The 25,327-nt window shown below is 66.0% G+C and carries 21 protein-coding genes and 1 riboswitch; of the genes, 9 read left to right on the top strand and 12 right to left on the bottom strand.

Annotated elements, in window-relative coordinates:
* Window positions 1–102: 102 nt before the first annotated feature.
* Together thiC and AC1RQK_RS30000 are read right to left on the bottom strand one after the other, a co-directional pair.
* Window positions 103–1,989, bottom strand: coding sequence for a phosphomethylpyrimidine synthase ThiC (gene thiC, locus AC1RQK_RS30005; protein ID WP_441641114.1), 1,887 nt, complete (start codon window positions 1,987–1,989; stop codon window positions 103–105).
* A gap of 103 nt (window positions 1,990–2,092) precedes the next feature.
* Window positions 2,093–2,194, bottom strand: a riboswitch (TPP riboswitch).
* Between the two features lie 191 nt (window positions 2,195–2,385).
* Window positions 2,386–3,777 (bottom strand): RtcB family protein, encoded by a 1,392-nt coding sequence (locus tag AC1RQK_RS30000; RefSeq protein WP_492812918.1) that lies wholly within the window; start codon window positions 3,775–3,777, stop codon window positions 2,386–2,388.
* 267 nt (window positions 3,778–4,044) lie between these two features.
* Here AC1RQK_RS30000 and AC1RQK_RS29995 point away from each other — a divergent pair, with 267 nt between their 5' ends.
* Both AC1RQK_RS29995 and AC1RQK_RS29990 read left to right on the top strand, forming a co-directional pair.
* On the top strand, window positions 4,045–5,706 hold the full coding sequence (locus AC1RQK_RS29995) for an acyl-CoA dehydrogenase family protein (RefSeq protein WP_492812916.1): 1,662 nt from the start codon (window positions 4,045–4,047) through the stop codon (window positions 5,704–5,706).
* A gap of 184 nt (window positions 5,707–5,890) precedes the next feature.
* Complete coding sequence (locus AC1RQK_RS29990; protein ID WP_492812914.1) at window positions 5,891–7,435, top strand: methyl-accepting chemotaxis protein; 1,545 nt, start codon at window positions 5,891–5,893, stop codon at window positions 7,433–7,435.
* A 42-nt stretch (window positions 7,436–7,477) separates the two neighbouring features.
* Here the strand turns inward: AC1RQK_RS29990 and AC1RQK_RS29985 are convergent, their stop codons facing one another.
* Window positions 7,478–9,157: a GMC family oxidoreductase gene (locus AC1RQK_RS29985; protein WP_492373931.1), complete on the bottom strand. Its 1,680-nt coding sequence runs from the start codon at window positions 9,155–9,157 to the stop codon at window positions 7,478–7,480.
* A 292-nt stretch (window positions 9,158–9,449) separates the two neighbouring features.
* Here AC1RQK_RS29985 and AC1RQK_RS29980 point away from each other — a divergent pair, with 292 nt between their 5' ends.
* Window positions 9,450–10,871, top strand: a complete 1,422-nt coding sequence (locus AC1RQK_RS29980) for a coniferyl aldehyde dehydrogenase (protein WP_492373930.1) — start codon at window positions 9,450–9,452, stop codon at window positions 10,869–10,871.
* A 187-nt stretch (window positions 10,872–11,058) separates the two neighbouring features.
* Here the strand turns inward: AC1RQK_RS29980 and kdoO are convergent, their stop codons facing one another.
* A complete protein-coding gene (gene kdoO / locus AC1RQK_RS29975; protein WP_492373929.1) occupies window positions 11,059–12,012 on the bottom strand; it encodes a Kdo hydroxylase KdoO in 954 nt (317 codons plus the stop codon).
* A 253-nt stretch (window positions 12,013–12,265) separates the two neighbouring features.
* A complete protein-coding gene (gene metK / locus AC1RQK_RS29970) occupies window positions 12,266–13,429 on the bottom strand; it encodes a methionine adenosyltransferase (RefSeq protein WP_043343105.1) in 1,164 nt (387 codons plus the stop codon).
* A gap of 386 nt (window positions 13,430–13,815) precedes the next feature.
* Here metK and AC1RQK_RS29965 point away from each other — a divergent pair, with 386 nt between their 5' ends.
* From AC1RQK_RS29965 to AC1RQK_RS29950, 4 genes are all read left to right on the top strand, one after another.
* Window positions 13,816–14,754, top strand: coding sequence for a lysophospholipid acyltransferase family protein (locus AC1RQK_RS29965; protein WP_492812911.1), 939 nt, complete (start codon window positions 13,816–13,818; stop codon window positions 14,752–14,754).
* Window positions 14,751–15,644 carry a lipid A biosynthesis lauroyl acyltransferase gene (locus tag AC1RQK_RS29960; protein ID WP_492373927.1) on the top strand — a complete coding sequence of 298 codons (894 nt, stop codon included), beginning with the start codon at window positions 14,751–14,753 and terminating at the stop codon, window positions 15,642–15,644. The genes AC1RQK_RS29965 and AC1RQK_RS29960 overlap by 4 nt, the downstream gene beginning before the upstream one ends.
* A 100-nt stretch (window positions 15,645–15,744) precedes the next feature.
* Window positions 15,745–16,611 (top strand): diaminopimelate epimerase, encoded by an 867-nt coding sequence (gene dapF / locus AC1RQK_RS29955; protein WP_459372642.1) that lies wholly within the window; start codon window positions 15,745–15,747, stop codon window positions 16,609–16,611.
* A 48-nt stretch (window positions 16,612–16,659) separates the two neighbouring features.
* Entirely contained in the window at window positions 16,660–17,469 is an 810-nt protein-coding gene (locus tag AC1RQK_RS29950) for a polyphosphate kinase 2 family protein (RefSeq protein ID WP_492812908.1), read from the top strand.
* Between the two features lie 47 nt (window positions 17,470–17,516).
* On the opposite strand, the gene AC1RQK_RS29945 is transcribed toward AC1RQK_RS29950, so the two are convergent.
* From AC1RQK_RS29945 to pyrE, 4 genes are all read right to left on the bottom strand, one after another.
* On the bottom strand, window positions 17,517–18,680 hold the full coding sequence (locus AC1RQK_RS29945; protein ID WP_492812938.1) for a DUF3734 domain-containing protein: 1,164 nt from the start codon (window positions 18,678–18,680) through the stop codon (window positions 17,517–17,519).
* 328 nt (window positions 18,681–19,008) lie between these two features.
* Window positions 19,009–19,791, bottom strand: a complete 783-nt coding sequence (locus AC1RQK_RS29940) for a 3-hydroxybutyrate dehydrogenase (RefSeq protein WP_441640848.1) — start codon at window positions 19,789–19,791, stop codon at window positions 19,009–19,011.
* Window positions 19,792–19,887: 96 nt separating this feature from the next.
* Window positions 19,888–20,628, bottom strand: coding sequence for an acetoacetate decarboxylase (locus tag AC1RQK_RS29935; RefSeq protein ID WP_492812905.1), 741 nt, complete (start codon window positions 20,626–20,628; stop codon window positions 19,888–19,890).
* Window positions 20,629–20,813: 185 nt separating this feature from the next.
* Window positions 20,814–21,503, bottom strand: a complete 690-nt coding sequence (gene pyrE, locus AC1RQK_RS29930; protein ID WP_492373924.1) for an orotate phosphoribosyltransferase — start codon at window positions 21,501–21,503, stop codon at window positions 20,814–20,816.
* A 30-nt stretch (window positions 21,504–21,533) separates the two neighbouring features.
* Between pyrE and AC1RQK_RS29925 the strand changes: the two genes are divergently transcribed.
* A complete protein-coding gene (locus AC1RQK_RS29925) occupies window positions 21,534–22,310 on the top strand; it encodes an exodeoxyribonuclease III (RefSeq protein ID WP_492373923.1) in 777 nt (258 codons plus the stop codon).
* Between the two features lie 30 nt (window positions 22,311–22,340).
* Here the strand turns inward: AC1RQK_RS29925 and AC1RQK_RS29920 are convergent, their stop codons facing one another.
* Complete coding sequence (locus tag AC1RQK_RS29920) at window positions 22,341–22,508, bottom strand: type II toxin-antitoxin system MqsA family antitoxin (RefSeq protein ID WP_492812903.1); 168 nt, start codon at window positions 22,506–22,508, stop codon at window positions 22,341–22,343.
* A 108-nt stretch (window positions 22,509–22,616) separates the two neighbouring features.
* Here AC1RQK_RS29920 and argC point away from each other — a divergent pair, with 108 nt between their 5' ends.
* A complete protein-coding gene (gene argC, locus AC1RQK_RS29915) occupies window positions 22,617–23,564 on the top strand; it encodes an N-acetyl-gamma-glutamyl-phosphate reductase (protein WP_183032188.1) in 948 nt (315 codons plus the stop codon).
* A gap of 97 nt (window positions 23,565–23,661) precedes the next feature.
* Here argC and AC1RQK_RS29910 read toward each other — a convergent pair whose 3' ends face one another.
* Together AC1RQK_RS29910 and AC1RQK_RS29905 are read right to left on the bottom strand one after the other, a co-directional pair.
* Window positions 23,662–24,135 carry an excinuclease ATPase gene (locus AC1RQK_RS29910; RefSeq protein ID WP_492812900.1) on the bottom strand — a complete coding sequence of 158 codons (474 nt, stop codon included), beginning with the start codon at window positions 24,133–24,135 and terminating at the stop codon, window positions 23,662–23,664.
* 75 nt (window positions 24,136–24,210) lie between these two features.
* Complete coding sequence (locus AC1RQK_RS29905; protein ID WP_492812898.1) at window positions 24,211–25,221, bottom strand: M48 family metallopeptidase; 1,011 nt, start codon at window positions 25,219–25,221, stop codon at window positions 24,211–24,213.
* Window positions 25,222–25,327: the final 106 nt, after the last annotated feature.

Here is a 25,327-nt window from a genome sequence, read left to right as displayed (position 1 = left end):
AGCACCGGCCTCCTTTAAGTCATGGCGTGCCCCTTCGGGGAAGGGGCACGGTACTTCGCGTGCGGCGCTGCACGGACATGCGCCGCACCATGGCCCTACGCCTTACGAGTAGATCTTGCTGCCGCTCTTGACGAACTCGATCGACTTTTCCTGCATGCCTTGCTCGGCTTCGGGCTTGAGCGAGGCAGCGTAGTCGCGCACTTCCTGCGTGATCTTCATCGAGCAGAACTTGGGACCGCACATCGAGCAGAAATGCGCGATCTTGGCGCCTTCGGCCGGCAGCGTGGCGTCGTGGTACGAACGCGCGCGTTCCGGGTCCAGGCCGAGGTTGAACTGGTCTTCCCAGCGGAACTCGAAACGTGCCTTGGACAGTGCGTTGTCGCGCAGCTGCGCGCCCGGCCAGCCCTTGGCAAGGTCGGCCGCGTGAGCGGCGATCTTGTAGGTGATGATGCCTTCGCGCACGTCTTCCTTGTCCGGCAAGCCCAGGTGTTCCTTCGGCGTGACGTAGCACAGCATGGCGGTGCCCATCCAGCCGATGTTGGCCGCACCGATGCCGCTGGTGATGTGGTCATAGCCGGGGGCGATGTCCGTCACCAGCGGTCCGAGCGTGTAGAACGGGGCCTCATAGCAGTGCTTGAGCTCTTCATCCATATTGGCCTGGATGCGTTGCAGCGGCACGTGGCCCGGGCCTTCGATCATGACCTGCACATCGTGCTTCCAGGCCTTGTCGGTCAGCTCGCCGAGCGTGCGCAGCTCACCGAACTGTGCATCGTCGTTGGAGTCGGCGATACAACCCGGACGCAGGCCATCACCCAGGCTGAACGACACGTCGTACGCCTTCATGATTTCGCAGATCTCGTCGAAGTGCGTGTACAGGAAGTTTTCCTTGTGATGCGCCAGGCACCACTTGGCCATGATCGAACCACCGCGCGAGACGATGCCCGTGACACGGTCCGCGGTCATCGGCACATAGCGCAGCAGCACGCCGGCGTGGATGGTGAAGTAGTCCACGCCCTGCTCCGCCTGCTCGATCAGCGTGTCGCGGAACATTTCCCAGGTCAGGTCCTCGGCGACGCCGCCGGTCTTGTCCAGCGCCTGGTAGATGGGCACCGTGCCGATAGGCACCGGCGAGTTGCGCAGGATCCACTCGCGGGTCTCATGGATGTGCTTGCCGGTGGACAGGTCCATGATGGTGTCGGCGCCCCAGCGGATCGACCACACCATCTTTTCCACTTCCTCGGCCAGCGACGACGTCACGGCGGAGTTGCCCAGGTTGCCGTTGATCTTGACGCGGAAATTGCGCCCGATCGCCATCGGCTCCAGCTCGGTGTGGTTGATGTTGGCGGGAATGATGGCGCGGCCGGCAGCGATTTCGCGGCGCACGAATTCCGGCGTCATGTCTTCCGGGCGCAGCGGCAGCGCGGCACCCAGCGCATTGCCGGGGTGCTGGCGCAGCAACGCCTTGTATTCGGGCTTGTCGTACAGCGCTTGCAGGTTCAGCGACTCGCGCAGCGCCACGTATTCCATCTCGGGCGTGATGATGCCGCGGCGTGCATAGTGCATCTGCGACACGTTGGCGCCGGCCTTGGCGCGGCGCGGGTTGGTCAGCTGGGCAAAGCGCAGGTGGGCGGTGGCCGGATCGGCGGCGCGCGCCAGGCCGTACTCCGACGACAGGCCGGACAGCACTTCGGTGTCGCCGCGCTCTTCGATCCACTTGCCGCGTACCGAGGGCAAGCCGGCCTTCAGGTCGATATGGATGTCCGGATCGCTGTACGGGCCCGACGTGTCATACACGGGAATCGGCGGATTGGACATCTCGCCCTTGTCCGTGCGCGTGGACGTCTGCAGGATCGTGCGCAGCGGCACGCGGATATCGGGGCGGCTGCCGGTCAGGTAGGTCTTGCTGGATGCCGGATAGGCAAACTTTTTGTCGAGATCGGTTTCAAGCGACTCGAAAGATGCGGCGGGGGCGGTATTTGTGCGGGCCATGGGTGTCGTCCTCTCTCTTGCGGGGATGGACGAAACCAGGAGCCCTGTGAGCATGGCCGCGGCGGTGTGGCCGGGTCATGTGCCTTGGAGAAGGCAGGAGCTGTTCGGTAACCATGAAACTTCCCACGCCGGTACTAGCCGGATCGGGTTCGAAGGGACTCTCTCAGCCGCACGGCCCATCCGTACGGCACCCCTGTTTCATCCAACGGGGTGAATTTAAGCACAAGGCTCGGGGCTTGACCACCCCTGTTTCAATCTGGAGTGTCGTGCGTCGAGGTATGGCTGAGGGCCATGCGGCCCCCAGACAATGGCATGCACACCATTACGCTGCAATGCACCATGACTTAGCGTGCGCATGCACTGCCATTCGAACACCATTCGAGCACCGCCGTGATTTCAAGCCTTGAAGGTCACCCAAGGCTTCAACCGCGCCACGGCTTCGATCAGCCCGGCCTCTTCCTGTGCCTGCAGCACCGGACCGATCGGCTTGTAGGCCTCGGGCGCTTCTTCCACCCTGCGCTCCTCGCGCAGCGTGACGCAGCGCCACTCGGCGTTGGCATGATCGCTTTTCAAGCGGCGCAAGGCCTGGCGCCGGACACTGCGGCCGGCGCCGTGGCTGCATGACGAGAGCCAATCGGTGTGACCCAAACCGCTCACTATATAGGAAGCATCCCCCATGGAACCGGGGATCAGGGCCAGGTCGCCGTCATGCGCGGGTGTCGCGCCCTTGCGGTGGATATTGAGGCCGTTTTCGCGCAGCACCACGTTATGCGGCACGTCGACCACCAGTCGCGAAGCCGTCGCGCCGCACAATTCGGCCAGCTCCTTGCGCACGAGTTCGGCCAGCACTACCCGGTTGGCCCAGGCATAGCGTGCCGCCGTACCCATGGCCACCAGGTACTCGTGCGCCAGGCTGCCCGCCAAGCCGTACAGCCCGCTAGTCGGATGCTTCAGGCCGGTGGGCCAGGCCTGGCGCGCCCGGTCCATCCAGCGCCGGCCCACGTAGAAGCCGACATCGCGCGAGCCACTGTGGATCATCGCCACGACATCGCCGGGCGCCAGGCCAACGCGATACGCGGCGTGCCTGTCGAAAATCTCGTCCACGACCTGCAGTTCGACAAAATGATTGCCCCCGCCCGGCGTGCCGAGACAGGGATCGCGAAAGACCTCGCGATTGCCGACGTGCGCATCCGGCGCATAGCGGGCACTGCCGCCAAACGCATCCAGCCCGACGCAAGCGGCAAGTTCGGCCTCCAGCCGGTCACGATCGACCTGCGCCCACAAGCCTTGGGGGGCCACGCGATCGATGAACGCGGCGGGTCCCTCGTCGAACAAGGCACGGAATGCGGCGCTATGCACCGGCACGTCGCGGCCGTTATCGAGCAGGGCACGCGTCAGCCTGCTCACAAGGGCATCCTGCTGCGGCAGCAGGGCGGCTTGCTTCAGGCCTGTGGTGATCAGGCGCATGCCGCAGTTGATGTCGGTACCGATCGCGGCGGGAATGACGAAATCCGCGTCGGTGGCAACGATCGATCCTACCGGCGCGATGCCGCCGGGATGAAAGTCCGGCGTGGCGCAGGCTTTGCAAACGCCGTGGTGGCCGTCCGCAGAACGCACCGCGGCGAAGTCGAGCAACTGCCGTACGGCTTTCGCTTCCAGGGCAAGCGTGGCGGGCAACAGCACCGAGGCTTGCGCGTGTTCGTTGCGCAGGTGATAGACACCCTGGCTGCGCTCGACATGGATGCCCTGGCGCTGCAGGGCTTTTTCAAGACGGGGAAGTGAGGACATGGCTGCTGGGAATACAAGGTACGGGAGTGCCTCCGGGGAACCGGGGCAAAAAGTACCTTCTGCGCAGCAGCGTCGAGAAGGGAGCGTGCAGTGTATCTCTGGGGAGCGGCGAACGGCAAGCGCCCGGCCCGCGAGCCCTGCCATGACGGCGCAAAGTGTTGGGGGCCGGACACAGCGCGAGCCCGCGCACATAGCGCGCCGCTTGCTCTACCATGCAATCAGGCATGCCCATGCGCCGCGCGCGCAGAAGACTGCACAGGAGACCTCATGACCGAAGCCGCCACCCACCGCGTGTTCAACCAGGTCCCGGACCTGACCGGCTACAACCTGTTCACCGGCGACCCCGCGCTGCGCGCCGCGCTGGAGCGGCTTGGAGGCGGCTGGCACGCCAGTGCGCTCGATGTCTTCGGCGCGCGCCTGGGCAAACCCGATGTGCAGCAGTGGGCGGCCGAGGCCAATCGCCACGCGCCCGAGCTGCATACGCACAGCCGCACCGGCGAGCGCATCGACGAAGTGGAATTTCCGCCAGCATGGCACGCCTTGCTGGCCCTGCTGCGCAGCCAGCAGTTGCAAGCGCTGCCGTTCGCGCAGCCCAGGGAGGGCGCGTGGGTGGCGCGCGCCGCCGGCTATTTCCTGCAGGCGCAGGCCGAATCCGGATCCCTGTGCCCGCCCACCATGACGTTCGCCAGCATCCCGGTGCTGCAGAAGGAAGCGGCGCTGTTCGCGGAACTGGGGCCGAAGCTGTTTGCCACCGAGCACGATCCGCGCGACCTGCCCTGGCGCGACAAGCACGCCGTGATGATCGGCATGGGCATGACGGAAAAGCAAGGCGGCTCCGATGTGCGCAGCAACACCACCGTCGCGCGCGCCGTACGTGGCGAGGGCCGCGGCGCGGAGTACGCGATCACCGGGCACAAGTGGTTTTTCTCCGCCCCGATGTGCGATGCCCACCTGGTGGTGGCGCGCATGGGCGCGGAGGATGGGCCGCTGTCGTGCTTCTTCGTGCCGCGCTTTCGCGACGACGGCAGCAAGAACCCGGTGCAGATCCAGCGTCTCAAGGACAAGCTGGGCAACCGCTCCAACGCCAGCAGCGAAGTGGAATTCCGCGAGGCCACCGGCATCCTGATCGGCGAGGAAGGCCGCGGCATCCCGACCATCATCGAGATGGCCACTTATACCCGGCTGGATTGCGTGATCGGCAGCGCCGCCATCATCCGCGCGGCGCTGGTGCAGGCCATCCATCACGCGCGGCATCGCATGGCGTTCGGCCGCCTGCTGGCGGAGCAGCCGCTGATGCGCAACGTGCTGGCCGACCTGGCGCTGGAAAGCCAGGCCGCGACCCTGCTCATGATGGAACTGGCGCACGCCTTCGAGCGCGCCGATGCCGATCCGCTGGCCGCCGCCTGGAAGCGCATCGTCACGCCGGCGGCCAAGCTCTGGGTCTGCAAGCGCGCCATCGAGGTGACGGGCGAAGCCATGGAGGTGTGGGGCGGCAACGGCTACGTGGAGGAAGGCCCGATGGCGCGGCTGTACCGCGAGGCGCCGGTCAACTCGATCTGGGAGGGCTCCGGCAACATCATGTGCCTGGACGTGCTGCGCGCGCTCCAGCGCAATCCCGAGGACGCGGGGCGGCTATTGCAGGACCTCGGCCGGCGCGCCGGCGGCCATCCGGCGGTGCGGGCCGAACTCGCCTCGCTGCAGGCGATGCTGCGCGACGCGCCGGATCACCTCGAAGCCGGCGCGCGGCGCTTTGCCCAGGGCCTGGTGCTGACCGCGCAAGCGGCGCTGATGCTCGCCCACGCCGACACCGACGATGCCGAGCGCTTCGTGGCCAGCCGGCTGGGACGCCAGCATGGCCGCGTGTTCGGCACGCTGGAGGGCGACGATACCGCGCTGGCGCGGGTGATCGCACGTGCCTGGCCGGCCTGAGGCACGCGGCCGCGCCACACGCCTCGTCACGCTTTTTTTTCTGGCCATCGCGCTACAGGCGGCGCAGGTCCTGCCGTAAATCCCTTGGTATTAATGTCATGCACTTAATACATAAGTGCGTATTGATCCCCTTTAAATGACCAAGCGGCGCGCCCTGCTACACGGCGGGTGCCGACATCCCGACATGAACATCAGCCAACGCCTGTTGCTATCTTTATCCTTGGCCCTGCTCGCCTTGCTCGTTGTGGGCCTCGGCGGCATCTGGCAACTCAGCGAGTCGGAACAGCGCTTTGAGTACTTCAACGACAACACGCTAGGTAGCGTACGCACCCTGGGCACCCTCAAGGACAACGTCAACGCCATGCGTATCTCGCTTTACAGGCACGCCATGAGCGAAGACCCCAAGGCCAAGGCCGAAGCGGAAGCCGCCCTGGCCCGCGCCGACGAGAAGTTCGACACCACCGCCGCAAAGTATGAGCGCGACGACATCAGCGACGATACCGACCGCAAGATGCTCGAAGCCGACCGCGCCGCGCTCAAGCGCTACCGCGCCGGGCGTGCCGCCATGCTGGAGAAATCGCGCGCCAACGATTTCGCCACGGCCCACGCCATGCTGGTGAGCGGCGAACTGAACGACGCATCGATCGCCTTGCGCAAGGCAATCGACGATCACATCAACTATAACGGCGACCTGGGCGAGCTCGCCGTGACGCAAAATCGCGAGCAGTACACCACGGCGGTTCGCGTGTTCTCGGCGGTCATCGTCGTGGCAGTGCTGGTCACCGGCTTGCTGGCCGTGACGCTGTATCGCCGCATCCACGGCAGCCTGGCCGAAATCGAGGAGACCCTGGAATACGTCAGCGACTCCCTGGACCTGGAACGCCGCGCACCGGTGGGCCGCCTGGACGAGATCGGCCGTACCGCGGCTGCCTTCAACCGCCTGCTGGAGCGGGTAGCCGTGGCGCTGCGCGAGGTGCGCCATTCGACCGACTCCGTCGGCGTGGCGGCACGCCAGATCGCCGCGGGCAATACCGATTTGTCGGCACGGACCGAACAACAGGCTGCCTCGCTGGAGCAGACCGCATCGAGCATGGAAGAGCTCACCACCACCGTGCGCCAGAACGCCGACAACGCGCGCCAGGCGAGCGGCCTGGCTGGCAATGCCGCCAGCGTGGCCGAACACGGCAGCACCGCCGTGCAGCAGATGGTGCAAACCATGGGCGCGATCAGCACCAGTTCCAACCGCATCGCGGAGATCACCAGCCTGATCGAGGGCATCGCCTTCCAGACCAACATCCTGGCGCTCAATGCCGCGGTGGAAGCCGCGCGCGCCGGCGAACAAGGCCGGGGCTTCGCGGTGGTGGCCGGCGAGGTGCGCAGCCTGGCGCAGCGCTCGTCCAGCGCCGCCAAGGAAATCAAGGACCTGATCGACAGCTCGGTCAACACTGTGCGCACGGGCTCGGCGCAAGCCGAGGATGCCGGCAAGACCATGAGCGAAGTCCAGAACGCGGTGAAGCGCGTATCGGACATCATTGCCGAGATCGCTGCTGCCTCCGACGAGCAAAGCGCGGGCATCGAGCAGGTCAACCAGGCGGTGGGCCAGATGGACGAAGTCACGCAGCAAAATGCCGCGCTGGTGGAAGAAGCGGCCGCCGCCGCGCAGTCGCTGGATGACCAGGCCGGCAAGCTGCGCGACACGGTATCGACCTTCCGCCTGGCTACGGCCTGAGCGCGGGTGTGAGGGGCGGACCCCCGCCCTTCACACGGCCCTTCACACGGCCAATACCTCCGCCATCCGCAACACCACGCGCGGGCCGTGCCGGATCAGGTCATGCGCGCGCTCGCCGATCATGATGGCCGGCGCATTGGTGTTGCCGCCAATCAGCGTCGGCATGATCGACGCATCCACCACGCGCAAGCCTTCCACGCCCCGCACGCGCAGTTGCGGATCGACCACCGCGTATTCGTCCATGCCCATGCGGCACGTCCCGACGGGATGGTAGATGGTATCGGCATGGGCGCGGATCATCGCGCGGATCGCGCTGTCGTCGCCGCCATCGGCTGGCAAGTGCGCCGAATACAGCTCCTTGCCGCCGAACGCCGCCAGTTGCGGCTGGGCCAGGATTCGGCGCACAATCCGCACGCCGGCCACCAGGCCGTCGAGATCCCGCGGGTCCGACAGGAAGCACGGGTCGATCATCGGCGCCTCGCGGATATCGGGCGAAGCCAGCCGTACCTCGCCCCGGCTTTTCGGGCGCAGTACGCAAACGTGGCAGGAATAGCCATGGCCCAGGTGGATTCGGCGCATATGGTCGTCGGCCATGCCGACCACGAAATGCAGTTGCAGGTCCGGCTCGTCCAGCCCGGCGTGGCTCTTCAGGAAGGCGCCTGCCTCGGCAAAATTGGAAGTCAGCATGCCGGTGCGCTCGCGCCGGTAGCGCAATATCTCGGCCAGCAGGCGAAACGCGCCGCCCACCGAGACGCCGAACAGCTCGGACGCCGCCACCCGCTTGTGCACGATGACGTCGAGATGGTCCTGCAGGTTGGCGCCCACGCCAGGCAGGTCGTGCACCACGGGAATGCCTAGCTCGCGCAGATGCGAGGCAGGGCCGACGCCTGACACCATCAGCAGTTGCGGCGAGCCGAACGCGCCGGCCGACACGATCACCTCGCGGCGCGCCCGCAACAGGGTCTCGCGGCCATCCAGCCGCGCCACCACCCCCACCGCGTGGCGGCCTTCGAACGCGATGCGCAGCACCTGCGCGCCCGTCATCACAGCCAGGTTCTCGCGCCCGCCATTGCTGGCGCGGTCTGCGGTGTCGCCGCGGTGCAGGTAGGCGCGCGCGGCATTCCAGCGCTCGCCGCCATGCTGGGTCACCTGGTACCAGCCAGCGCCCTCCTGGTCCACGCCGTTGAAGTCGTCGTTGCGGCGATAGCCAGCCTGCTGGGCCGCCTCGATAAAGCGCTGGCCAAAGGGATTGGGCGTGCGCAGGTCCGACACATGGAGCGGGCCGCTGCCGCCGTGCCAGGGATCGTCGTCGCGCCCGGTCACGCGCTCATTGCATTCGGCCCGGCGGAAATAGGGCAGCACATCGTCCCAGGCCCAGCCGTCGCAGCCGGCCGAAGCCCAGCGGTCGTAGTCCGCCGGCGTGCCTCGCGTGTAGATCATGGCATTGAGCGAGGAACTGCCCCCCAGGCCACGCCCGCGCGGCTGGTAGCCACGGCGCCCGTTCAGCCCGGGCTGCGCAACGGTGCGGTAGCCGTAATTATGGCTGCCGGCACGTGGCAGCATGGCGGCGCAGCCCGCCGGCGTCGACACCAGCACATGGTGATCGTGGCCGCCGGTCTCGAGCACAGCCACGCTGTCGCTGCCGCTGTCGGCCAGCCGCCCGGCCAGGGCACACCCCGCCGAACCGCCGCCAACGACGAGATAGTCAAAGGTGGTTTCCATCCGTTTCCCCGCCTGGTCCGAGGTCAGTGTGCCGGGGTTGCGCCGAACGCTTCGGCAGGCCGCGCATGCCGGTCAACCCGGTCTGGCTGGCACGCCGAAAGCATGCCGCGAAATCAGTGTAGGGCTTTGCCAGGGCACTGGAAAGGACGAAGGCGGGTCGGTGTATACGGTTGTTTGAAGCACGCGGCTAGTGGCCGGCCTCCATTGTCAGGCGCCGCCGCATGGCATATGGTGCGGGGATCGAAACGCCGCGCGCGCCAAGGGCAGCGCACGACCCCAAGGAGAGCGCGACATGAGAGAAGTGCCCGAGATGTCATCCGTATTCGACGCCATGCGCGCCGCCTCGCGCCGCGACCAGGCCCCGGCCTGGGCCGTGCGCGCCGACCGGCTGCGGCGCCTGCGCAAGCTGGTGACCGGGCACATGGACGAGATCTCGCAAGCCATCAGCGCCGATTTCGGCAACCGCCCGCGCCAGGAAACCGCGCTGCTCGAAGCCTTTCCCAGCGTGGCCGGGATCGACGATGCGCTGCGTCATGGCAAGCGCTGGATGCGGGTGCGGCGCATGCGCACCGGGCTGTGGTTCAAGCCCGCTACATCGCGGCTGATGCCGCAGCCGCTGGGCGTGATCGGCATCGTGGTGCCGTGGAACTACCCGCTCTACCTGACCGTGGGCCCGCTGGTGGGCGCGCTGGTCGCGGGCAACCGCGCCATGGTCAAGCTCTCCGAGTACACGCCGCGCTTCGCCGCGCTGTTCGCGCGCCTGGCGCAACAGGCTTTCGCCGCCGACGAGGTCACGGTGATCAATGGCGACGCGGAAGTGGCGAGCGCTTTTTCCGCCCTGCCCTTCGATCACCTGCTGTTTACCGGCTCAACCCAGGTCGGCCACCATGTGATGCGTGCGGCGGCCGCCAACCTCACGCCGGTCACGCTGGAACTGGGCGGCAAATCGCCGGCCATCGTCGGCCCTGGCGCCGATCTGGAACGCGCGGTCGAACGCATCCTGGTGGGCAAGCTGCTCAACGCCGGCCAGACCTGCATCGCGCCGGACTATGTGCTGCTGCCCGAGGCACTGCGCGAGCCCTTCGTCGAAGCCGCCCGCGCCTGCGCCGCCCGCCTCTATCCGGACCTGCCGGGCCAGCCGGGCCATGCGGGCAACCCCGACTACACCACCATCATCAGCCCGAGGCACTTCGCGCGGCTGGACGGCCTGGTGAGCGATGCCGCCCGCGCCGGGGCGCGCGTGGTGCCGCTGTCGCAGGTGCCATCGGACCCGGAGCGCCGCCGCCTCGCGCCAGTGCTGCTGCTGGATGTCCCCGCCGACGCCACCGTGATGCGCGAGGAAATCTTTGGCCCGGTGCTACCGCTGGTGACCTACCGCACGCTGGAAGAGGCCATCGACTACATCAACGCCCGCCCACGCCCGCTGGCGCTCTACCTGTTCGAGAAAGACCGCCGCACGATCGACCACGTCATGGCGCAAACCGTGGCGGGCGGCGTCAGCATCAACGAAACGCTGCTGCATATCGCCCAGGAAGACCTCCCCTTCGGCGGCGTGGGCCCCAGCGGCATGGGCGCATATCACGGCCAGGCGGGCTTTGAGACCTTCTCCAAGCTCAAGCCGATCTTCCGCCAATCCGGCATCAATGGCGCCGGGCTGCTGAAGCCACCCTATGGCAAGCGGTTTGAAACGATGATCAAGCTGCTGATGCGCTGAATGACAAGGAAAACCTGCGGCGTTGATCGAAGCCGCCGAACGGGCCAACGCTGCGCGCCATGACGACGGCTGTCTCTCCCTCTCCCCTCAGGGGGAGAGGGCCGGGGAGAGGGGTGGCTTAGCTAGGAGCCACGCAAAGCAAAGCCCGTGGTGTTTTCCGGCCCGCTGGCGTAACGACCACCCAGACTCAACCCACCACCATCGGCCGCCCCAGCATCCGCGCCAGCACCGCTTCCGGCGAATGCGTATGGTCTGAAATCGCCTTCGGCGACAGGTAGTAAGTCTGCTCCATCATGGCCCGGCCCCGCATAGCCGCATGCAGCACCTGGTCGCTGAATACAATCCAGGTCGACCCGGGCGGGAACTGAAATTCCTGCTGCGGGACATTGGCCTGATACTCCAGGTCGGCCTTCGCAAGATCGTGCAACTGCAGCATCCGATGGTCGTACTCCGAGCGCCGGCGCTTGGTGATATGCAGCATCTCCATGACCCGCGCCTGCCCCGGCCACATGCCCTTGGTCTTCGGGACGAAACGCTTGGCGAAATCGCCAAACGGCTCGCCCACCCGCCACACGCGCGGCGCCTGCGGGTCAATGTTGTGGAACACGCGCAGCAGCCGCTGGCCCAGCATCGGGTTCGACGGGAACGAGTCCACATGCAGCCGCGTGTCGTCCTTGCGCCAGCTCACCGGCCGCCCGGCGATCTCGCTCGGGCGCAACGAGGTGCCGGCACGCACCATATGCGGGCCATATTCAGGGAACAGGCTGAGCACGAGTTTCTCGCTGTACTCGGCATAGCGGCGAATCAGCACGTACAGGTCTTTCAGGTCCTGCTCGCCGCCCGTCGCACCGCGCACGGCCTGGTCGTTGGCGCGCAGGTTGATGTTCTTTGACTTGCCGTCCGACCAGCGGCTGTCCAGGAAACGCTCCTCGCCAGGCTCGAACTGGAAGCGCAGCTGGGGGAAGAACAGCACGGCGCCCTGCTCCAGCTCGCGGCGCAACCCCGCCTTGGTGCCGGCATCGAGTTGCGGAGCCCACTCGGTATAGGGCTGGGGCCGGATCAGGTTGAACCCGGGCGCGGCCGCCCCGAGCGCAGTGGCAGGGGGGGGCGTGGAAGGGGTAAGGGTCGAATCAAGTGACATTGGGCATCCTCGGTATGCGGGCTCCGGCGGTCGTGAGCGCGCGTGCGCGCGCGTCGCGGCAGGCGAACAAAGCGCCACTCGCCGGGCCGCCTTGCCATCCCGCGATTCTACCCTCGCGGCCATGGCGCGCCACGCCCCGCCTTGCCCCGCTTGATCCAGGACAAGGCAGTGGCAAGCCAGGAACGCCACCGCAAGCGCGAAAAAAAACACCGCCCGAAGGCGGTGCTTTTCCGATGCGAGGTTCGCGGCAGCCTTACAGGCCGGCAGCAGCGCGCAGCAGCGCGACCTTGTCGGTTGCTTCCCACGAGAATTCCGGCTCTTCGCGGCCAAAGTGGCCGTAGGCAGCGGTCTTCTCGTAGATCGGGCGCAGCAGGTCAAGCATCTGCACGATGCCCTTCGGGCGCAGGTCGAAGTGCTCTTGCACCAGCGCGGCGATCGCCTCGTCGGAGATCTTGCCCGTGCCTTCGGTGTACACCGTCACATTGATCGGGCGGGCCACGCCGATGGCGTAGCTGACCTGCACCTGGCACTGGCGCGCCAGGCCGGCGGCAACCACGTTCTTGGCGACATAGCGGGCAGCATAGGCTGCCGAGCGGTCGACCTTGGACGGGTCCTTGCCCGAGAAAGCACCGCCACCGTGGGGCGAAGCGCCGCCGTAGGTGTCGACGATGATCTTGCGGCCGGTCAGGCCACAATCGCCCTGCGGGCCGCCGATGACGAAGCGGCCGGTCGGGTTCACCAGGTACTTGGTGTCCTTGAGCATCTCGGCCGGCAGCACCGGCTTGATGATCTCCTCGATCACGGCTTCACGGATCTGCGCCTGGGTGATATCCGGCGAATGCTGGGTCGACAGCACCACGGTATCCACGCTGTGCGGGCGGCCGTCGACGTAACGCACGGTCACCTGCGACTTGGCGTCGGGACGCAGCCAGGGCAGGCGGCCATCGCGGCGCAGTTGCGACTGGCGCTCGACCAGGCGGTGCGAATAATAGATCGGGAAAGGCATCAGCTCCGGCGTTTCATCGCAGGCGTAGCCAAACATCAGGCCCTGGTCGCCGGCACCCTGGTTCAGGTAGTCGTCGGAGGCGCGGTCCACGCCTTGGGCGATGTCAGGCGATTGCTTGTCGTAAGCGACCAGCACTGCACAGCCCTTGTAGTCGATGCCGTATTCGGTGTTGTCGTAGCCGATGCGCTTGATGGTGTCGCGCGCAACTTGGATGTAGTCGACGTTGGCGGTCGTGGTGATTTCCCCGGCCAGGACAACCAGGCCGGTGTTGCACAGCGTTTCAGCGGCCACGCGCGCGTACTTGTCCTGGGCCAGGATGGCATCGAGGACAGCATCGGAAATTTGGTCGGCGACCTTATCGGGATGGCCTTCGGAGACGGATTCCGAAGTGAACAAGAAGTCGTTTGCCACGAACTTTTCTCCAGGTTTGGCTATTGCGCGCCAACCTCTAAGCCCGGGCGGCGACGCTTTAGCGGTATTTTCATGCCGTTCCGGTAGAACGGTATCGCCCCGCAAGTTGTCAGTTAACTCGGCGATACGCGCTATTATACGCGCCTGCAAGCTACGCTGCAGCACCCCGGTTTTCTGGCACACCTGCCAAATACCGGACGCTGTCGCGGCCAGGCCGCGCCACCCGATAGGCGACGCGTTTCCGGCCTGGCGCGAGCCTGCAGGCAGTGCAAGCCGTACGGTGGGCCCCGTAACAACACCAGATTCATTTTGATTGCCCCACTAACGGCAGCGCCCGGCAAAACATTAATGACCCACCCGGCCCGCCGGGCCGCTATCGCAATTCGATGACCTTTCTGTTCTGGCTGATTTCCCGCTTGCCGCTCTCCTGGCTGCACGCCATCGGCGGTGCGCTCGGATTGCTGGCGGCACGCCTGCCGGGACGTTATGGCACGCGGCTCAGGGAAAACCTTCGCCATGCCTACCCTGACGCCAGCGATGCAATGGTGGCGGAGGCGGCCCGCTCGACGGGGCGCATGATCCTGGAAATGCCCTATTTCTGGAGCCGGCGCAATCCCGAGGTGCGCATGTACGGCTTTGCCGACCGGCTCTGGCCGGAACTCGACAAGCTGATGGCGCAGGGCCGCGGGCTGATCATCCTGGTGCCGCATCTTGGCTGCTTCGAAGTGCTTCCACAGGCATTTGCCCTGCGGCATCCGGTCACGGCCCTGTACAAGCCGCCACACCAGGCCTGGCTGCGCGACTGGATCGTCAAGATGCGCACCCGCCCCAACCTGGCCATGGCGCCGGCGCTGCCGCGCGGCGTGCGCATGCTGGTCAAGGCGCTCAAGCGAGGCGAGGCCATCGGCATCCTGCCCGACCAGGTCCCAACCGGCGGCGAAGGCGCCTGGGCGCCGTTTTTTGGCAAGCCAGCCTACACCATGACGCTGGTGCAGCGCCTGCAGCAGCTCACGGGTGCGCCAATCGCGGTGATTTTTGCAGAGCGCCTGCCGCGCGGCGCCGGCTTCCTCGGCCATATGCAGGTCATCAAGGACCGGCTGCCCGATGACCAGGCCGAAGCCGTCGCGGTGATCAACGCGGCCGTCGAGAAGCTGGTGAAGACATGCCCGACGCAGTACCTGTGGGGCTACAACCGCTACAAGCATCCAGGCGGCGCGCAGTTGCCGCCCGCGGAGCCCCCTCGGGCCCCGGCGGCCGACGCCTCGCACAACCCCCTGGAGGTGCCGGCACCGGCACCCGCCTCTCTCTCCAACGACCAAAGATGAGCCGTATTTTCACCTGGCTTGGCATCGGCCTCTTGACCGTGCTGGGCAAGCTTCCCTATCCGCTCGTGGCACGCTTCGGCGAAGGCCTGGGCAGCCTGCTCTACCTCATTCCCAGCAGCCGGCGCCGCGTGGTGCAGACCAACCTGCGCCTGTGCTTTCCCGAGCGGACCGACGCCGAGATCGAAACGCTCTCGCGGCAAACCTTCCGCACCGTCTTTCGCAGCTTTGCCGAGCGCGGCATCTTCTGGACCGGCAGCGAGGCGCAGATGCGCCGCTGGGTCCAGATCGACGACCAGGCCGACCTGGTGGCGCTGGACGGCACGCCCCACATCCTCGTCACGCTGCATCTCTCCGGCGTCGAAGCTGGCGCGATCCGCCTCACCATCCACCTGCGCGAACACGTCAAACGCTCCGGCGCGTCGCTCTACACCAAGCAGAAGAACGACCTGTTCGACGGGTTCCTCAAGCACGCGCGCGGCCGCTTCGGCGCCAAGATGATTGCCCGCAACGATAGCGCGCGCGACATCATCCGCTGCCTGCGCAAGGGCGAGGCCCTGCAGCTGATCGCCGACATGGACTTTGGCGAGCGCGACTCGGAGTACATCCCGTTCTTTGGCGTGGAGGCCCTGACCCTGACCTCGGTATCACGCCTGGCGCGGCTGACGGGGGCCAAGGTTGTGCCGATCTATACCGAGATGCTGCCCGACTACCAAGGCTATGTGCTGCGTATCCTGCCGGCTTGGGAAAACTATCCTGGCGAAAGCGTGACCGAGGACACCCGCCGCATGAATGCCTTCTTCGAAGACTGCATCCGCCCCCGCGTGACTGAGTATTACTGGGTGCACAAGCGCTTCAAGCACCGCCCCGACGGCGAGCGCGAAAACTACTGACCACGTGGGCGCGGCGGCGGCATCGCCAGGCAAACATGCAGCCCGCGCCACCCTCGACACGCCGCCAGCAAGCGCCGGACGGCCCGACTACAATCGCACTATGAAACTCCAGTTCACCAAGATGCACGGCGCCGGCAACGACTTCGTCGTGCTTGACGGCATCCACCAGACCCTGAACCTGACCCCGGCGCAGTGGCGCGCGCTCGCCAGCCGGCATTTCGGCGTGGGTGCCGACCAGATCCTGGTGGTCGAGAAACCCACCAGGGACGACGTCGACTTCCGCTACCGCATCTTCAACGCCGATGGCGGTGAAGTGGAGCACTGCGGAAATGGCGCGCGCTGCTTCGTGCGCTTCGTCACCGACCACGGCCTGACCGACAAGCGCTCGGTGCGCGTGCAGGTAATGAACGGCGTGATCACCTTGACGCTGCAGGACGACGGCCAGGTCACGGTCGACATGGGCGCGCCGGAACTCGAACCCGCCCGCGTGCCGTTCCGCCCCGAAGGCCTGCCGACCAAGGCCGAAGGCCGCGATACGCTGTACGGGCTGGAAGTGAACGGCCGCACCGGGTGGATTTCGGCAGTCTCGATGGGCAACCCCCACGCGGTGCAGGTGGTGGACAACACCGAGGCGTTCCCGGTGCTGCAGGACGGCCCCATCATCGAGCATCACGCGAGCTTCCCCAACCGCGTCAACGCCGGCTTCATGCAGGTGGTGGAGCGCCACACGATCCGCCTGCGCGTGTTCGAGCGCGGGGCCGGCGAGACCCTGGCCTGCGGCACGGGCGCATGCGCGGCGGTCGTCGCCGGCATTCGCCGCGGCCTGCTGGACTCGCCGGTGCTGGTGCACACCCATGGCGGCGACCTGACGATTGCCTGGGACGGCGAAGGCGAGCCGGTACGCATGACCGGCCCTGCGACCACGGTGTTCGAAGGCAGCATTGACCTGGACCGGCTGCCTGCCTGACCATAGGAGCTTGCGGCCAGCCACGGCCGCACCCTCCATGGAGTGCCAATGTCGCTCGCCGATTTCCGCATCACCTCGGGCAAGAACTTCAGCCTGGCCGACTTCAACCCCGACGCCAAGCCGTTCTCCAGCGGCGACAAGGTCGCCGACCAGGCCCGCCTCACCGAACTGAGCACCCAGCTCGACGCGCAGCAGGACATCTTCTATGCCGAGCACCAGCGCAAGCTGCTGATCGTGCTGCAAGGCATGGACACCAGCGGCAAGGATGGCACCGTGCGCGGCGTCTTTCGCAGCTTCGACCCGCTCGGCATCCGCGTCGTCAGCTTCAAATCCCCCACCGCCGAAGAACTCGCGCACGACTACCTGTGGCGCATCCATGCCCAGGTGCCGCGCGCCGGCGAGATCGTGGTCTTCAACCGCAGCCACTACGAAGACGTGCTGATCACGCGAGTGCACGAGTGGATCGACGAAGCCGAATGCGAGCGCCGCTACAAGCAGCTACGGGCATTCGAGACGATGCTGCTGGAAACCGGCACCACCATCGTCAAGTGCTTCCTGCATATTTCCAAGGACGAGCAGAAGGCCCGGCTGGAAGCGCGGCTGGCGGATCCGCAGAAGCAGTGGAAGTTCGACCCGAAGGATCTGGAAGAGCGGCAGTACTGGAAAAACTACGAGACCGCCTATGGGGCCGCCATTGCCGCGACCAGCACGCCGGAAGCACCGTGGTATATCGTGCCCGCGAATTCGAAGACGCACCGGAACCTGATGGTGGCGGAGATCCTGATGGCGGTGTTCGAGAAATTGAAGCCGGCGTATCCACCGGGAAAGCCGGCGTTGGCGAAGCTGAAGGTGGTCTGAGGCACCAGGGCAACGCGAAGGGACCAGGCCAGCCCCTTCGCTTTGGGTCAGGCATGCCCGTTGCCGCGATGGATGTCGTGCGTGACAAACGGCTTCTCGTGCGTCGGCATGGCCAGCCACTCCGGATGCTTCAGCGTTTCCCGGATGTCGTCCAGCCCGCTGGTCCAGTGCTCGTTCATTGTCAGCAAGCCAAACTGATAATCCTTGGCGTTGCCTTCAAACGTCTTGTCGCGATAGATCAGCTGGATCACGTTGCGGCGTGCATCGCATGCGTACTCCGCCGCCTTGCGGTACCAGTCGTTGTCACGCTGCCCCTGCGGCACCAGCGCCATCACTTCGCTCAGCATGCGCCGGTAGTTCTGCTGCTCGCTCATGTAATCCGTGATGGTGCGCGTGCGGCTGGAGTACTGGATGTCTTTCTGCCGCTCGGCCACGTCCAGCAGGTTGTGCGGCAGCTTGCCCCGCGCGCTCCACAGGTCCACCTGGAAGATCAGCGCGTCACGCCGGGGCTGGGCCGTCAGCACTTCCGACAGCGGCGTGTTGGACACCAGGCCGCCATCCCAATAGAACTCGCCATCGATCTCCACCGCGGGAAAGCCGGGCGGCAAAGCGCCGGAGGCCATGAAATGCTCGGCATGCAGCTTGCGTCGGGTGTTGTCGAAATAGGCGAAATTGCCGGTCCGCACATTCACCGCGCCCACCGACACGCGCATCTCGTTATGGTGCGAGTTGATGCGATCAAAATCGGCAAAGCGCTCCAGCGTGGCCTTGAGCGGGCTGGTGTCGTAATAGCTGGCATTGGCGGGGCCGCACTGGCGCTCCACCAGGCTGGACCACGGACGAGGCTGGAAGAAGCCCCGCTGCCCCTCGAAGATGGCACGCGCGGCCTCGATGCCGTCGAACCAGATGCGCAGCGGATCAGGCCAGTGCGCGGCGCCCTGTGCTGCCACCTCGTAGGGCAGCAGGCTGGGCAGCCAGGGCTGCTGGCAGATGTAGTCCCAGAAGGCACGCAGCTGCTCGACCCTGCGCTCAGGCGCATTGCCCGCGATCACGGCTGCGTTCAGTGCGCCGATTGAAATCCCGGCCACCCAGTTAGGCTGGATGCCCGCCTCCGCCAGTCCCTGGTACACGCCCGCCTGATACGAGCCGAGCGCGCCGCCGCCCTGCAGCACCAACGCCCTGACCGTGTATTCATGGTGAACCGGCCGCATGCGGCTGGCACCCTCGGGCGCGAGGTCCGGCGGCGCGCAGCCGCCGGGAGGCAGGAGGTTGGGCTCCGGCTCTCGTAGCGCCTCGGGCTTTGGCGCCTCGCGTTTGAGCGCGGGTGCCGCCGGGTTCGCTACCACGGCCGCCGCAGCGCTTTTTGCAGCCTGCTTCGGCGTGCCCTTTTTCTGTGCCACTGTATTTTCCTGTGCCACTTTATCCAGCTTCTGCCGACGTCCACCTGCCACGACCCCTCCTTGATGACTTTGCTTTCCGACCTTGCATGCGGTCATGGCGGCGGGAGGCGGTACCGCCGCCCGGCCGCTTTTTTGCCGCTTACTGCATGTACCAGCCGTGGCTCACGATAAAGGACTGCCCGGTCAGCGCCGCCGACGGGAAGGCGCACAGGAACAGCGCGGTCTGCGCCACGTCGTCCACGGTGGTGAAGACGCCGTCCACGGTGCCGCCGAGCATGACGCGGCGAATCACCTCTTCTTCGCTGATGCCAAGCTCCTTGGCTTGTTCCGGAATCTGCTTGTCGACCAGCGGCGTGCGCACGAAACCCGGACAGATCACGTGCGAGCGCACGTTGTACTCCGCCCCTTCCTTGGCCAGCACGCGCGCCAGGCCAAGCAGCGCGTGCTTGGCGGCAACGTAGGCGGACTTCAGTGGCGAAGCCTCGTGCGAATGCACCGAGCCCATGTAGATCACGGTGCCGCCGCGCTTGTCCTTGTACATATGCTGGAGCGCGGCCTTGGTGGTGAGGAATGCGCCATCGACGTGGATGGCCTGCATCTTCTTCCAGTCGGAGAAGGCGTAGTTCTGGATCGGGTTGACGATCTGGATGCCGGCGTTGGAGATCAGGATGTCGATGCCGCCGAACGCCTTGGCCACCTCCTCGGTAGCGCTGTTGACCGCGTCCTCGTTGGTGACGTCCATCGCCACGGCGATGGCGCGCCCACCGGCAGCTTCGATATCGGCGGCGGCCTTCTGCGCAGCCTCGAGATTCAGGTCGGCGATGGCGACCGCCGCGCCTTCCTTGGCCAGCAGCTCAGCAATGGCGCGGCCGATGCCGCTGGCAGCGCCGGTCACGATGGCGGATTTTCCTTGGAGCTTCATGGACGTTTCTCCTGTCTGGATGATTCAGGTTAGCCGGGCCGGCCGGAGGGGCCGGGACCGATGGAAACCGTTGGAAATCGTTGGATGCCTGGCCGCTCAGGCCAGGTAGTCGAACACCACCTCGCCCAGCCCCAGGGTGAGGTCGGCAACGTAATGCTTGGCGCCGAGGACTTCCAGCACCGGAAGGCCAGCCACCGGCGCGAGCGCATGGGGCGACAGCGACAGCGCCGCAGGCCCGGTCCACGCGCCTTTCATCTGCACGTCTTTCAGGAAGTAGCAGACCAGCTCGCAGATGCGCGCGGAGCCGTCCACGTGCGGAATGATCTTGAGCAGGTAGTTTGGCGTGCTCGCAAGCGCCAGGCCCAGCGCGTCCTTGTCGAGCTCGCGGTGCTTGTAGCCCATGGTGCCGGTGGCGACGCGCACCGGGCCATAGTCGAGCGTACCGACCAGCGTATCGGTGTGGACCGCCAGTGTGGGGCTGGCCAGCTTCTTCGGAAAGCCCCATAGCTCGCGCCCGCCCGCCAGTGGCGGATGGTCGTCGAGATACATGGCGTGGGTATAGTTGCCGGGCTTGCCCTGGTAGGTGACGGGAATCACCTGGCCCGATTCGGTGTAATCGCCAAACCCGGTGGAGTCTGGCATGCGGATGAATTCATAGTTGACCACCGCGCCGGCGATCTCCAGGGGTTCCGGCACCACCGCGCGCAACAGCTCGGGATCGGTACGGTAGGAGATGATGAAGAATTCGCGATGGATGAAGCGGTATGGCCCCATCGGATAGGCCGGATTGGTGAGCGGCATGGCGAATGCCTGCTCGCGGATCGTCTTGATGTCCATCGCCAGCCAACCTCCTGAAGAGATGCTGCGCCGCCTTGCCGGGCGGCAAGGCGAATCGCTGGCGTCCCCGGGTATCCGGGGGGGCGGCCAGCGAGATCAGTCAGACCGGCGATTTTCCTGCGCGGTTCCCTGTTATCTGCTGCATTGCGACAAAGCGTTGCAAGCGGCAGGCAACAGATTCCAGACTATACGCCGTAGCGCTGCCGATAGGCAGCCACTGCCTCGCGCGAGCCGCCCAGCGCGGGATCCTGCGATGCGTCCAGGTAAGCCAGCAGGTCCTTCAGGCTGGCGATGGAGATCACCGGCACGCCATATTCGCGCTGCACATCCTGCACTGCAGAATGCGTGCCGACCTGATCGGCGGTGCCACTCTTTTCCATGCGGTCGAGCGCGATCAGCACCGCGGCCGGCTCCGCGCCAGCCGCGCGGATCATCGCCATCGACTCGCGCACCGAGGTGCCGGCCGAGATCACGTCGTCGATGATCACGACCTTGCCCTGCAGCTTGGCGCCCACCAGCGTGCCGCCCTCGCCATGATCCTTGGCTTCCTTGCGGTTGTAGGCGAAGCCGACGTCACGTCCGAGCCCGGCCAGCGCCACCGCGGTGGCGGACGCCAGCGTGATCCCTTTGTAGGCCGGCCCGAACAGCACGTCGAACTCCAATCCGGATGCCAGCAGGGTTTTCGCATAGAATTGCGCCACCTGGCCCAACATCGCACCCTGGTTGAACAGGCCCGCATTGAAGAAGTACGGCGACTTGCGGCCCGCTTTGGTCACGAATTCGCCGAAGGACAGTACGCCGGCGTCGAGCGCGAAGCGGATGAAGGTCTGGCTCAGGTCGCCAGCGCCGGACTGCGGCGTCGTCTGCTGCGTCATCTTTTCTCTCTGATTTCAAAATTTCCCGAGATGTTACGGATTATCAGCGCCAACCTCAACGGCATCCGCTCCGCGGCCAAGAAAGGCTTTTTCGAATGGATGGGCAAGCAGGACGCCGACATGGTCTGCGTCCAGGAGCTCAAGGCGCAGGCTGCCGACATGACGGAAGCGTTCCTGGCGCCACACGGCTACCACGGCTACTTCCATTATGCGGAGAAAAAAGGCTATAGCGGTGTCGGCCTTTACACGCGCCACAAGCCGGAGCGCGTGATCACCGGTTTCGGCATCGACGAATTCGATAACGAAGGCCGCTATGTCGAGGTGCAGTATCCGCACCTCGCCGTGATCTCGGTCTATGTGCCCTCGGGCTCCAGCGGGGAAGAACGCCAGCAGGCGAAGTTCCGCTTCATGGAAGCCTTCCTGCCCCACCTGCTGCAGCTCAAGGCCAGCGGGCGCGAGATCGTGCTGTGCGGCGACGTCAACATCGCCCACAAGGAAATCGATATCAAGAACTGGAAGGGCAACCTGAAGAACTCAGGTTTCCTGCCGGAAGAGCGCAGCTGGATCGGCGAGCTGTTCGACGTGCATGGTTATGTGGACGTGTTCCGCAAGCTGGACCCGCGCCCCGAGCAGTACACCTGGTGGAGCAACCGCGGCCAGGCCTATGCGAAGAACGTCGGGTGGCGCATCGATTACCACCTGGCCACGACGAAGATCGCCGAGACCGCGCGCGCCACCTCGATCTACAAGGACGAGAAGTTCAGCGATCACGCGCCGCTGTCGATCGACTACGACTTCCCGCTATAACAGGTGCGGCCGAGGGCGCACCTGTTACGCCTAGCGCACCTCTCCAAGCAGCTCCGGGTGCCGCTCCAGCACCTTGAGCAGCTTGACCAGCGCCAGCGGCGGTTTGGTCCTGCCAGTCATGATTTCCCCGCACGCCGGACAAAAGCCGCCCGAGAGCGCGGGAACGGTGGCCGTTTCGCCCTTGTACGTATTGGACACGTCGGGGCACGTCGCGCGTGTCCTGCACCAGTTCCCCCAACCTAGTTACAATGCTGCTTCCCATCCGATTCCGGCATGGGACCCTTCGTATTTCCGAGTGAGTCCGCCATGGTTTTCAAAGTGTTCGTAGATGGTCAGGAAGGCACCACCGGTCTCCGGTTGCTCGACTATCTCTCCGGCCGTTCCGATGTGGAGCTGCTGCGTATCGCCGATGACAAGCGCAAGGATCCGGCCGAACGAGCACGCTTTCTGAATGCTGCCGACGTCGCTTTCCTGTGCCTGCCCGACGTTGCCTCCCGCGAGGCCGTGGCGCTGGTGACCAATCCCAATACCTGCGTGATCGACGCCAGCACGGCGTTCCGCACCACCGACAGCTGGGCCTACGGCCTGCCGGAACTCACGCGCGGCCAGCGCGAGAAGATCCGCGCCAGCAAGCGCATCGCCGTGCCGGGCTGCCACGCCAGCGCCTTCCTGATGGCAGTGCGCCCGCTGGTGGAAGCCGGCGTGATGCAGGCCGACTACCCGGTCTCCGCGTTCTCGCTGACCGGCTACAGCGGTGGCGGCAAGCAAATGATTGCCGAGTTCGAAGCCGGCGGTAACCCGAAGCTGGACAGCCCGCGCCCCTACTCGCTCGGCCTCGCGCACAAGCACCTGCCCGAGATGCGCGTGCAGGCCGGCCTGGCGCAGGCGCCGATCTTCAACCCGATCGTCGGCAACTTCCTCAAGGGCCTGGCCGTGACGGTGCCGGTGTACCCGGATCGCCTGGCGCGCAAGGTCACGCCGGAACAGATCGCCGATCTGTACCGCAAGCACTACGAAGGCGAGCAGTTCGTGCGCGTGATGCCGGTGGGCGACGAGGCCAACCTGGACGGCGGCTTCTTCGACGTGCAGGCCAGCAACGACACCAACCGCGTGGACCTGTTCGTGTTCGGCTCGGCCGAGCGCATCGTGCTGATGGCGCGCCTGGACAACCTGGGCAAGGGCGCTGCCGGCGCTGCGGTGCAATGCATGAACGTGCATGTCGGGGCGGACGAGGCGACTGGCCTGAGCGCCTGACACGCTTAAGCGCTAGTGCGGCGGCACCAGCCGAACGAATGAAAAAAAGCCGGCGATGGTTTCGCCGGCTTTTTTTCGCCCCGGGAAATCCCGTCGGTCAGATCCCGGCCTTGACCGCGACGCCCTTGAGCGCAACGCCAAGGTAGGCGCTGCCTTTGGCGCAGACGTAGGTGCTGTCGCTGGCGGTCTCGTCGTCCTTCCAGTTGCTGCGGATATCGACCACGGCGTTGCCGCCTTCCTTGGTCGCGCGCTGCTGCAACTCCTGCACCGCCTGCACGAAGAGGGTGGCGCACAACTCGTCGTCGGCCGGCGGCGGCGGGCCGCCGGTGGAGCGGCTGTTGTCGATAGGCCGGCGCATGCGCTTGACTGTCTTGAAAGACTGGCCGTCCTGCGCGCCCGGCAGCTTGTTGAAACCGAACAGCAGCCGGATCGACGGGTCCACGCGTTCCTTGGCCCCCGGTGTCGCCAGCGCCTTGTCGATCGGCAGGCTCAGCAGCTGGTCGGCCGCCTGCGCGCTGCCGCCTGCCAGCAACGCGCCGGCCATCAGGCTGAATCGCACCCAACGCTTCATGGTCTTCTCCTCATTGCCCCGGTTCGATGTATTTATCGTACAGGATCCGCCATAAAGAGCGCCTCTCAGGCGTCTTTACTTTTTTAGTGGCTTTTGCCGGTCGTCGTCGCCGCTGTCGACCGGCGCGCCGCTCAGGTTGGCCATATTGGCCCGATAGGCCGGCAGCTGGCCGACGCTGGAATCGATCGCGCGCGCGTAGAGCGGCAGCACCTCAGGCAGGTGCTTTTCCAGCTCGGCGATGCGGGTGCGGCCCGATGGATGGGTGGAGAGGAACTCCGAGCCCGACTGCGCCGACGATTGCGAGACCGCCCCCATCTTCTGCCACAGCGACACGGCGGCGCGCGGGTCGTAGCCGGCACGCGCGGCGATGTCCATGCCAACCAGATCGGCCTCGGTCTCGTCCGAGCGCGAGAACCGCAGCGTGAGCAACTGCGCGCCGGTGCCAAGTGCCATATTGCCGAGGTTGCCGAAACCGAACAATTGCGAGATCACGTTGGCGCCCAGGTTGGTGATCTCGGACTTGGCCGCCCGCTCGCGCGCATGCTCCTGCAGTGCATGGGCGATTTCGTGCCCCATCACCATGGCGACTTCGTCATCGGTCAGCTTGAGCTGGTCGAGCAGGCCGGAGTAGAAGGCGATCTTGCCGCCGGGCATGCAGAACGCATTGACCTGCTTGGAGTTGATCAGGTTGACTTCCCACTTCCATTGCTTCGCGCGCTCGTTCCAGCGCGGGGTCTGCGGCAGGATGCGCTTGGCGATGGCGCGCAGGCGCACCAGTTGCGGGTTGTTGTCGCCAACCAGCGTCTTCTTGGCCTGCGCCTCTTCCTTGAGTTGCTCGTACTCCTGCGAGGCCTGCTGCTCGATGACCTCGACCGGCACGATCTGGCGGATGGACGCGCCGCCGCGTTGCACGCGGATGCCATCTTCAGCGTCCTGCGGCTGGGCCTGGCCCTGGGCCTGGCCCTGGGCCTGGACCGCGCTCATGCTCAGCGCGGCGCTGGCCGCCAGCGCCAGCGCGGCCAGTCGACGTGGCAACGCAATCCCGGCCCGCCGGTGGCGGTACTGACAACGCTGGCGATCGGACATGGACGATTCCTTGGATGCGATTTTCGGCAAGCAGGGTGGGCAAGGGTTGATGCGGCCAGGACACGGTCCGGGCCCTGCGCATCCCGCGCATCGGGGCGGCGCTGAC

It is taken from the genome of Cupriavidus sp. GW822-FHT02D05, assembly GCF_058802485.1.
Note: the sequence above shows the minus strand (reverse complement) of the source record. Positions and strands in the feature narration are given on the sequence as shown.

Excerpts from the sequence above, each read along its gene's own strand:
- thiC (WP_441641114.1), bottom strand. The coding sequence starts at position 1,989 with ATGGCCCGCACAAATACCGCCCCCGCCGCATCTTTCGAGTCGCTTGAA.
- AC1RQK_RS30000 (WP_492812918.1), bottom strand. The coding sequence starts at position 3,777 with ATGTCCTCACTTCCCCGTCTTGAAAAAGCCCTGCAGCGCCAGGGCATC.
- AC1RQK_RS29995 (WP_492812916.1), top strand. The coding sequence starts at position 4,045 with ATGACCGAAGCCGCCACCCACCGCGTGTTCAACCAGGTCCCGGACCTG.
- AC1RQK_RS29990 (WP_492812914.1), top strand. The coding sequence starts at position 5,891 with ATGAACATCAGCCAACGCCTGTTGCTATCTTTATCCTTGGCCCTGCTC.
- AC1RQK_RS29985 (WP_492373931.1), bottom strand. The coding sequence starts at position 9,157 with ATGGAAACCACCTTTGACTATCTCGTCGTTGGCGGCGGTTCGGCGGGG.
- AC1RQK_RS29980 (WP_492373930.1), top strand. The coding sequence starts at position 9,450 with ATGAGAGAAGTGCCCGAGATGTCATCCGTATTCGACGCCATGCGCGCC.
- kdoO (WP_492373929.1), bottom strand. The coding sequence starts at position 12,012 with ATGTCACTTGATTCGACCCTTACCCCTTCCACGCCCCCCCCTGCCACT.
- AC1RQK_RS29965 (WP_492812911.1), top strand. The coding sequence starts at position 13,816 with ATGACCTTTCTGTTCTGGCTGATTTCCCGCTTGCCGCTCTCCTGGCTG.
- AC1RQK_RS29960 (WP_492373927.1), top strand. The coding sequence starts at position 14,751 with ATGAGCCGTATTTTCACCTGGCTTGGCATCGGCCTCTTGACCGTGCTG.
- dapF (WP_459372642.1), top strand. The coding sequence starts at position 15,745 with ATGAAACTCCAGTTCACCAAGATGCACGGCGCCGGCAACGACTTCGTC.
- AC1RQK_RS29950 (WP_492812908.1), top strand. The coding sequence starts at position 16,660 with ATGTCGCTCGCCGATTTCCGCATCACCTCGGGCAAGAACTTCAGCCTG.
- AC1RQK_RS29945 (WP_492812938.1), bottom strand. The coding sequence starts at position 18,680 with ATGCGGCCGGTTCACCATGAATACACGGTCAGGGCGTTGGTGCTGCAG.
- AC1RQK_RS29940 (WP_441640848.1), bottom strand. The coding sequence starts at position 19,791 with ATGAAGCTCCAAGGAAAATCCGCCATCGTGACCGGCGCTGCCAGCGGC.
- AC1RQK_RS29935 (WP_492812905.1), bottom strand. The coding sequence starts at position 20,628 with ATGGACATCAAGACGATCCGCGAGCAGGCATTCGCCATGCCGCTCACC.
- pyrE (WP_492373924.1), bottom strand. The coding sequence starts at position 21,503 with ATGACGCAGCAGACGACGCCGCAGTCCGGCGCTGGCGACCTGAGCCAG.
- AC1RQK_RS29925 (WP_492373923.1), top strand. The coding sequence starts at position 21,534 with ATGTTACGGATTATCAGCGCCAACCTCAACGGCATCCGCTCCGCGGCC.
- argC (WP_183032188.1), top strand. The coding sequence starts at position 22,617 with ATGGTTTTCAAAGTGTTCGTAGATGGTCAGGAAGGCACCACCGGTCTC.
- AC1RQK_RS29910 (WP_492812900.1), bottom strand. The coding sequence starts at position 24,135 with ATGAAGCGTTGGGTGCGATTCAGCCTGATGGCCGGCGCGTTGCTGGCA.
- AC1RQK_RS29905 (WP_492812898.1), bottom strand. The coding sequence starts at position 25,221 with ATGTCCGATCGCCAGCGTTGTCAGTACCGCCACCGGCGGGCCGGGATT.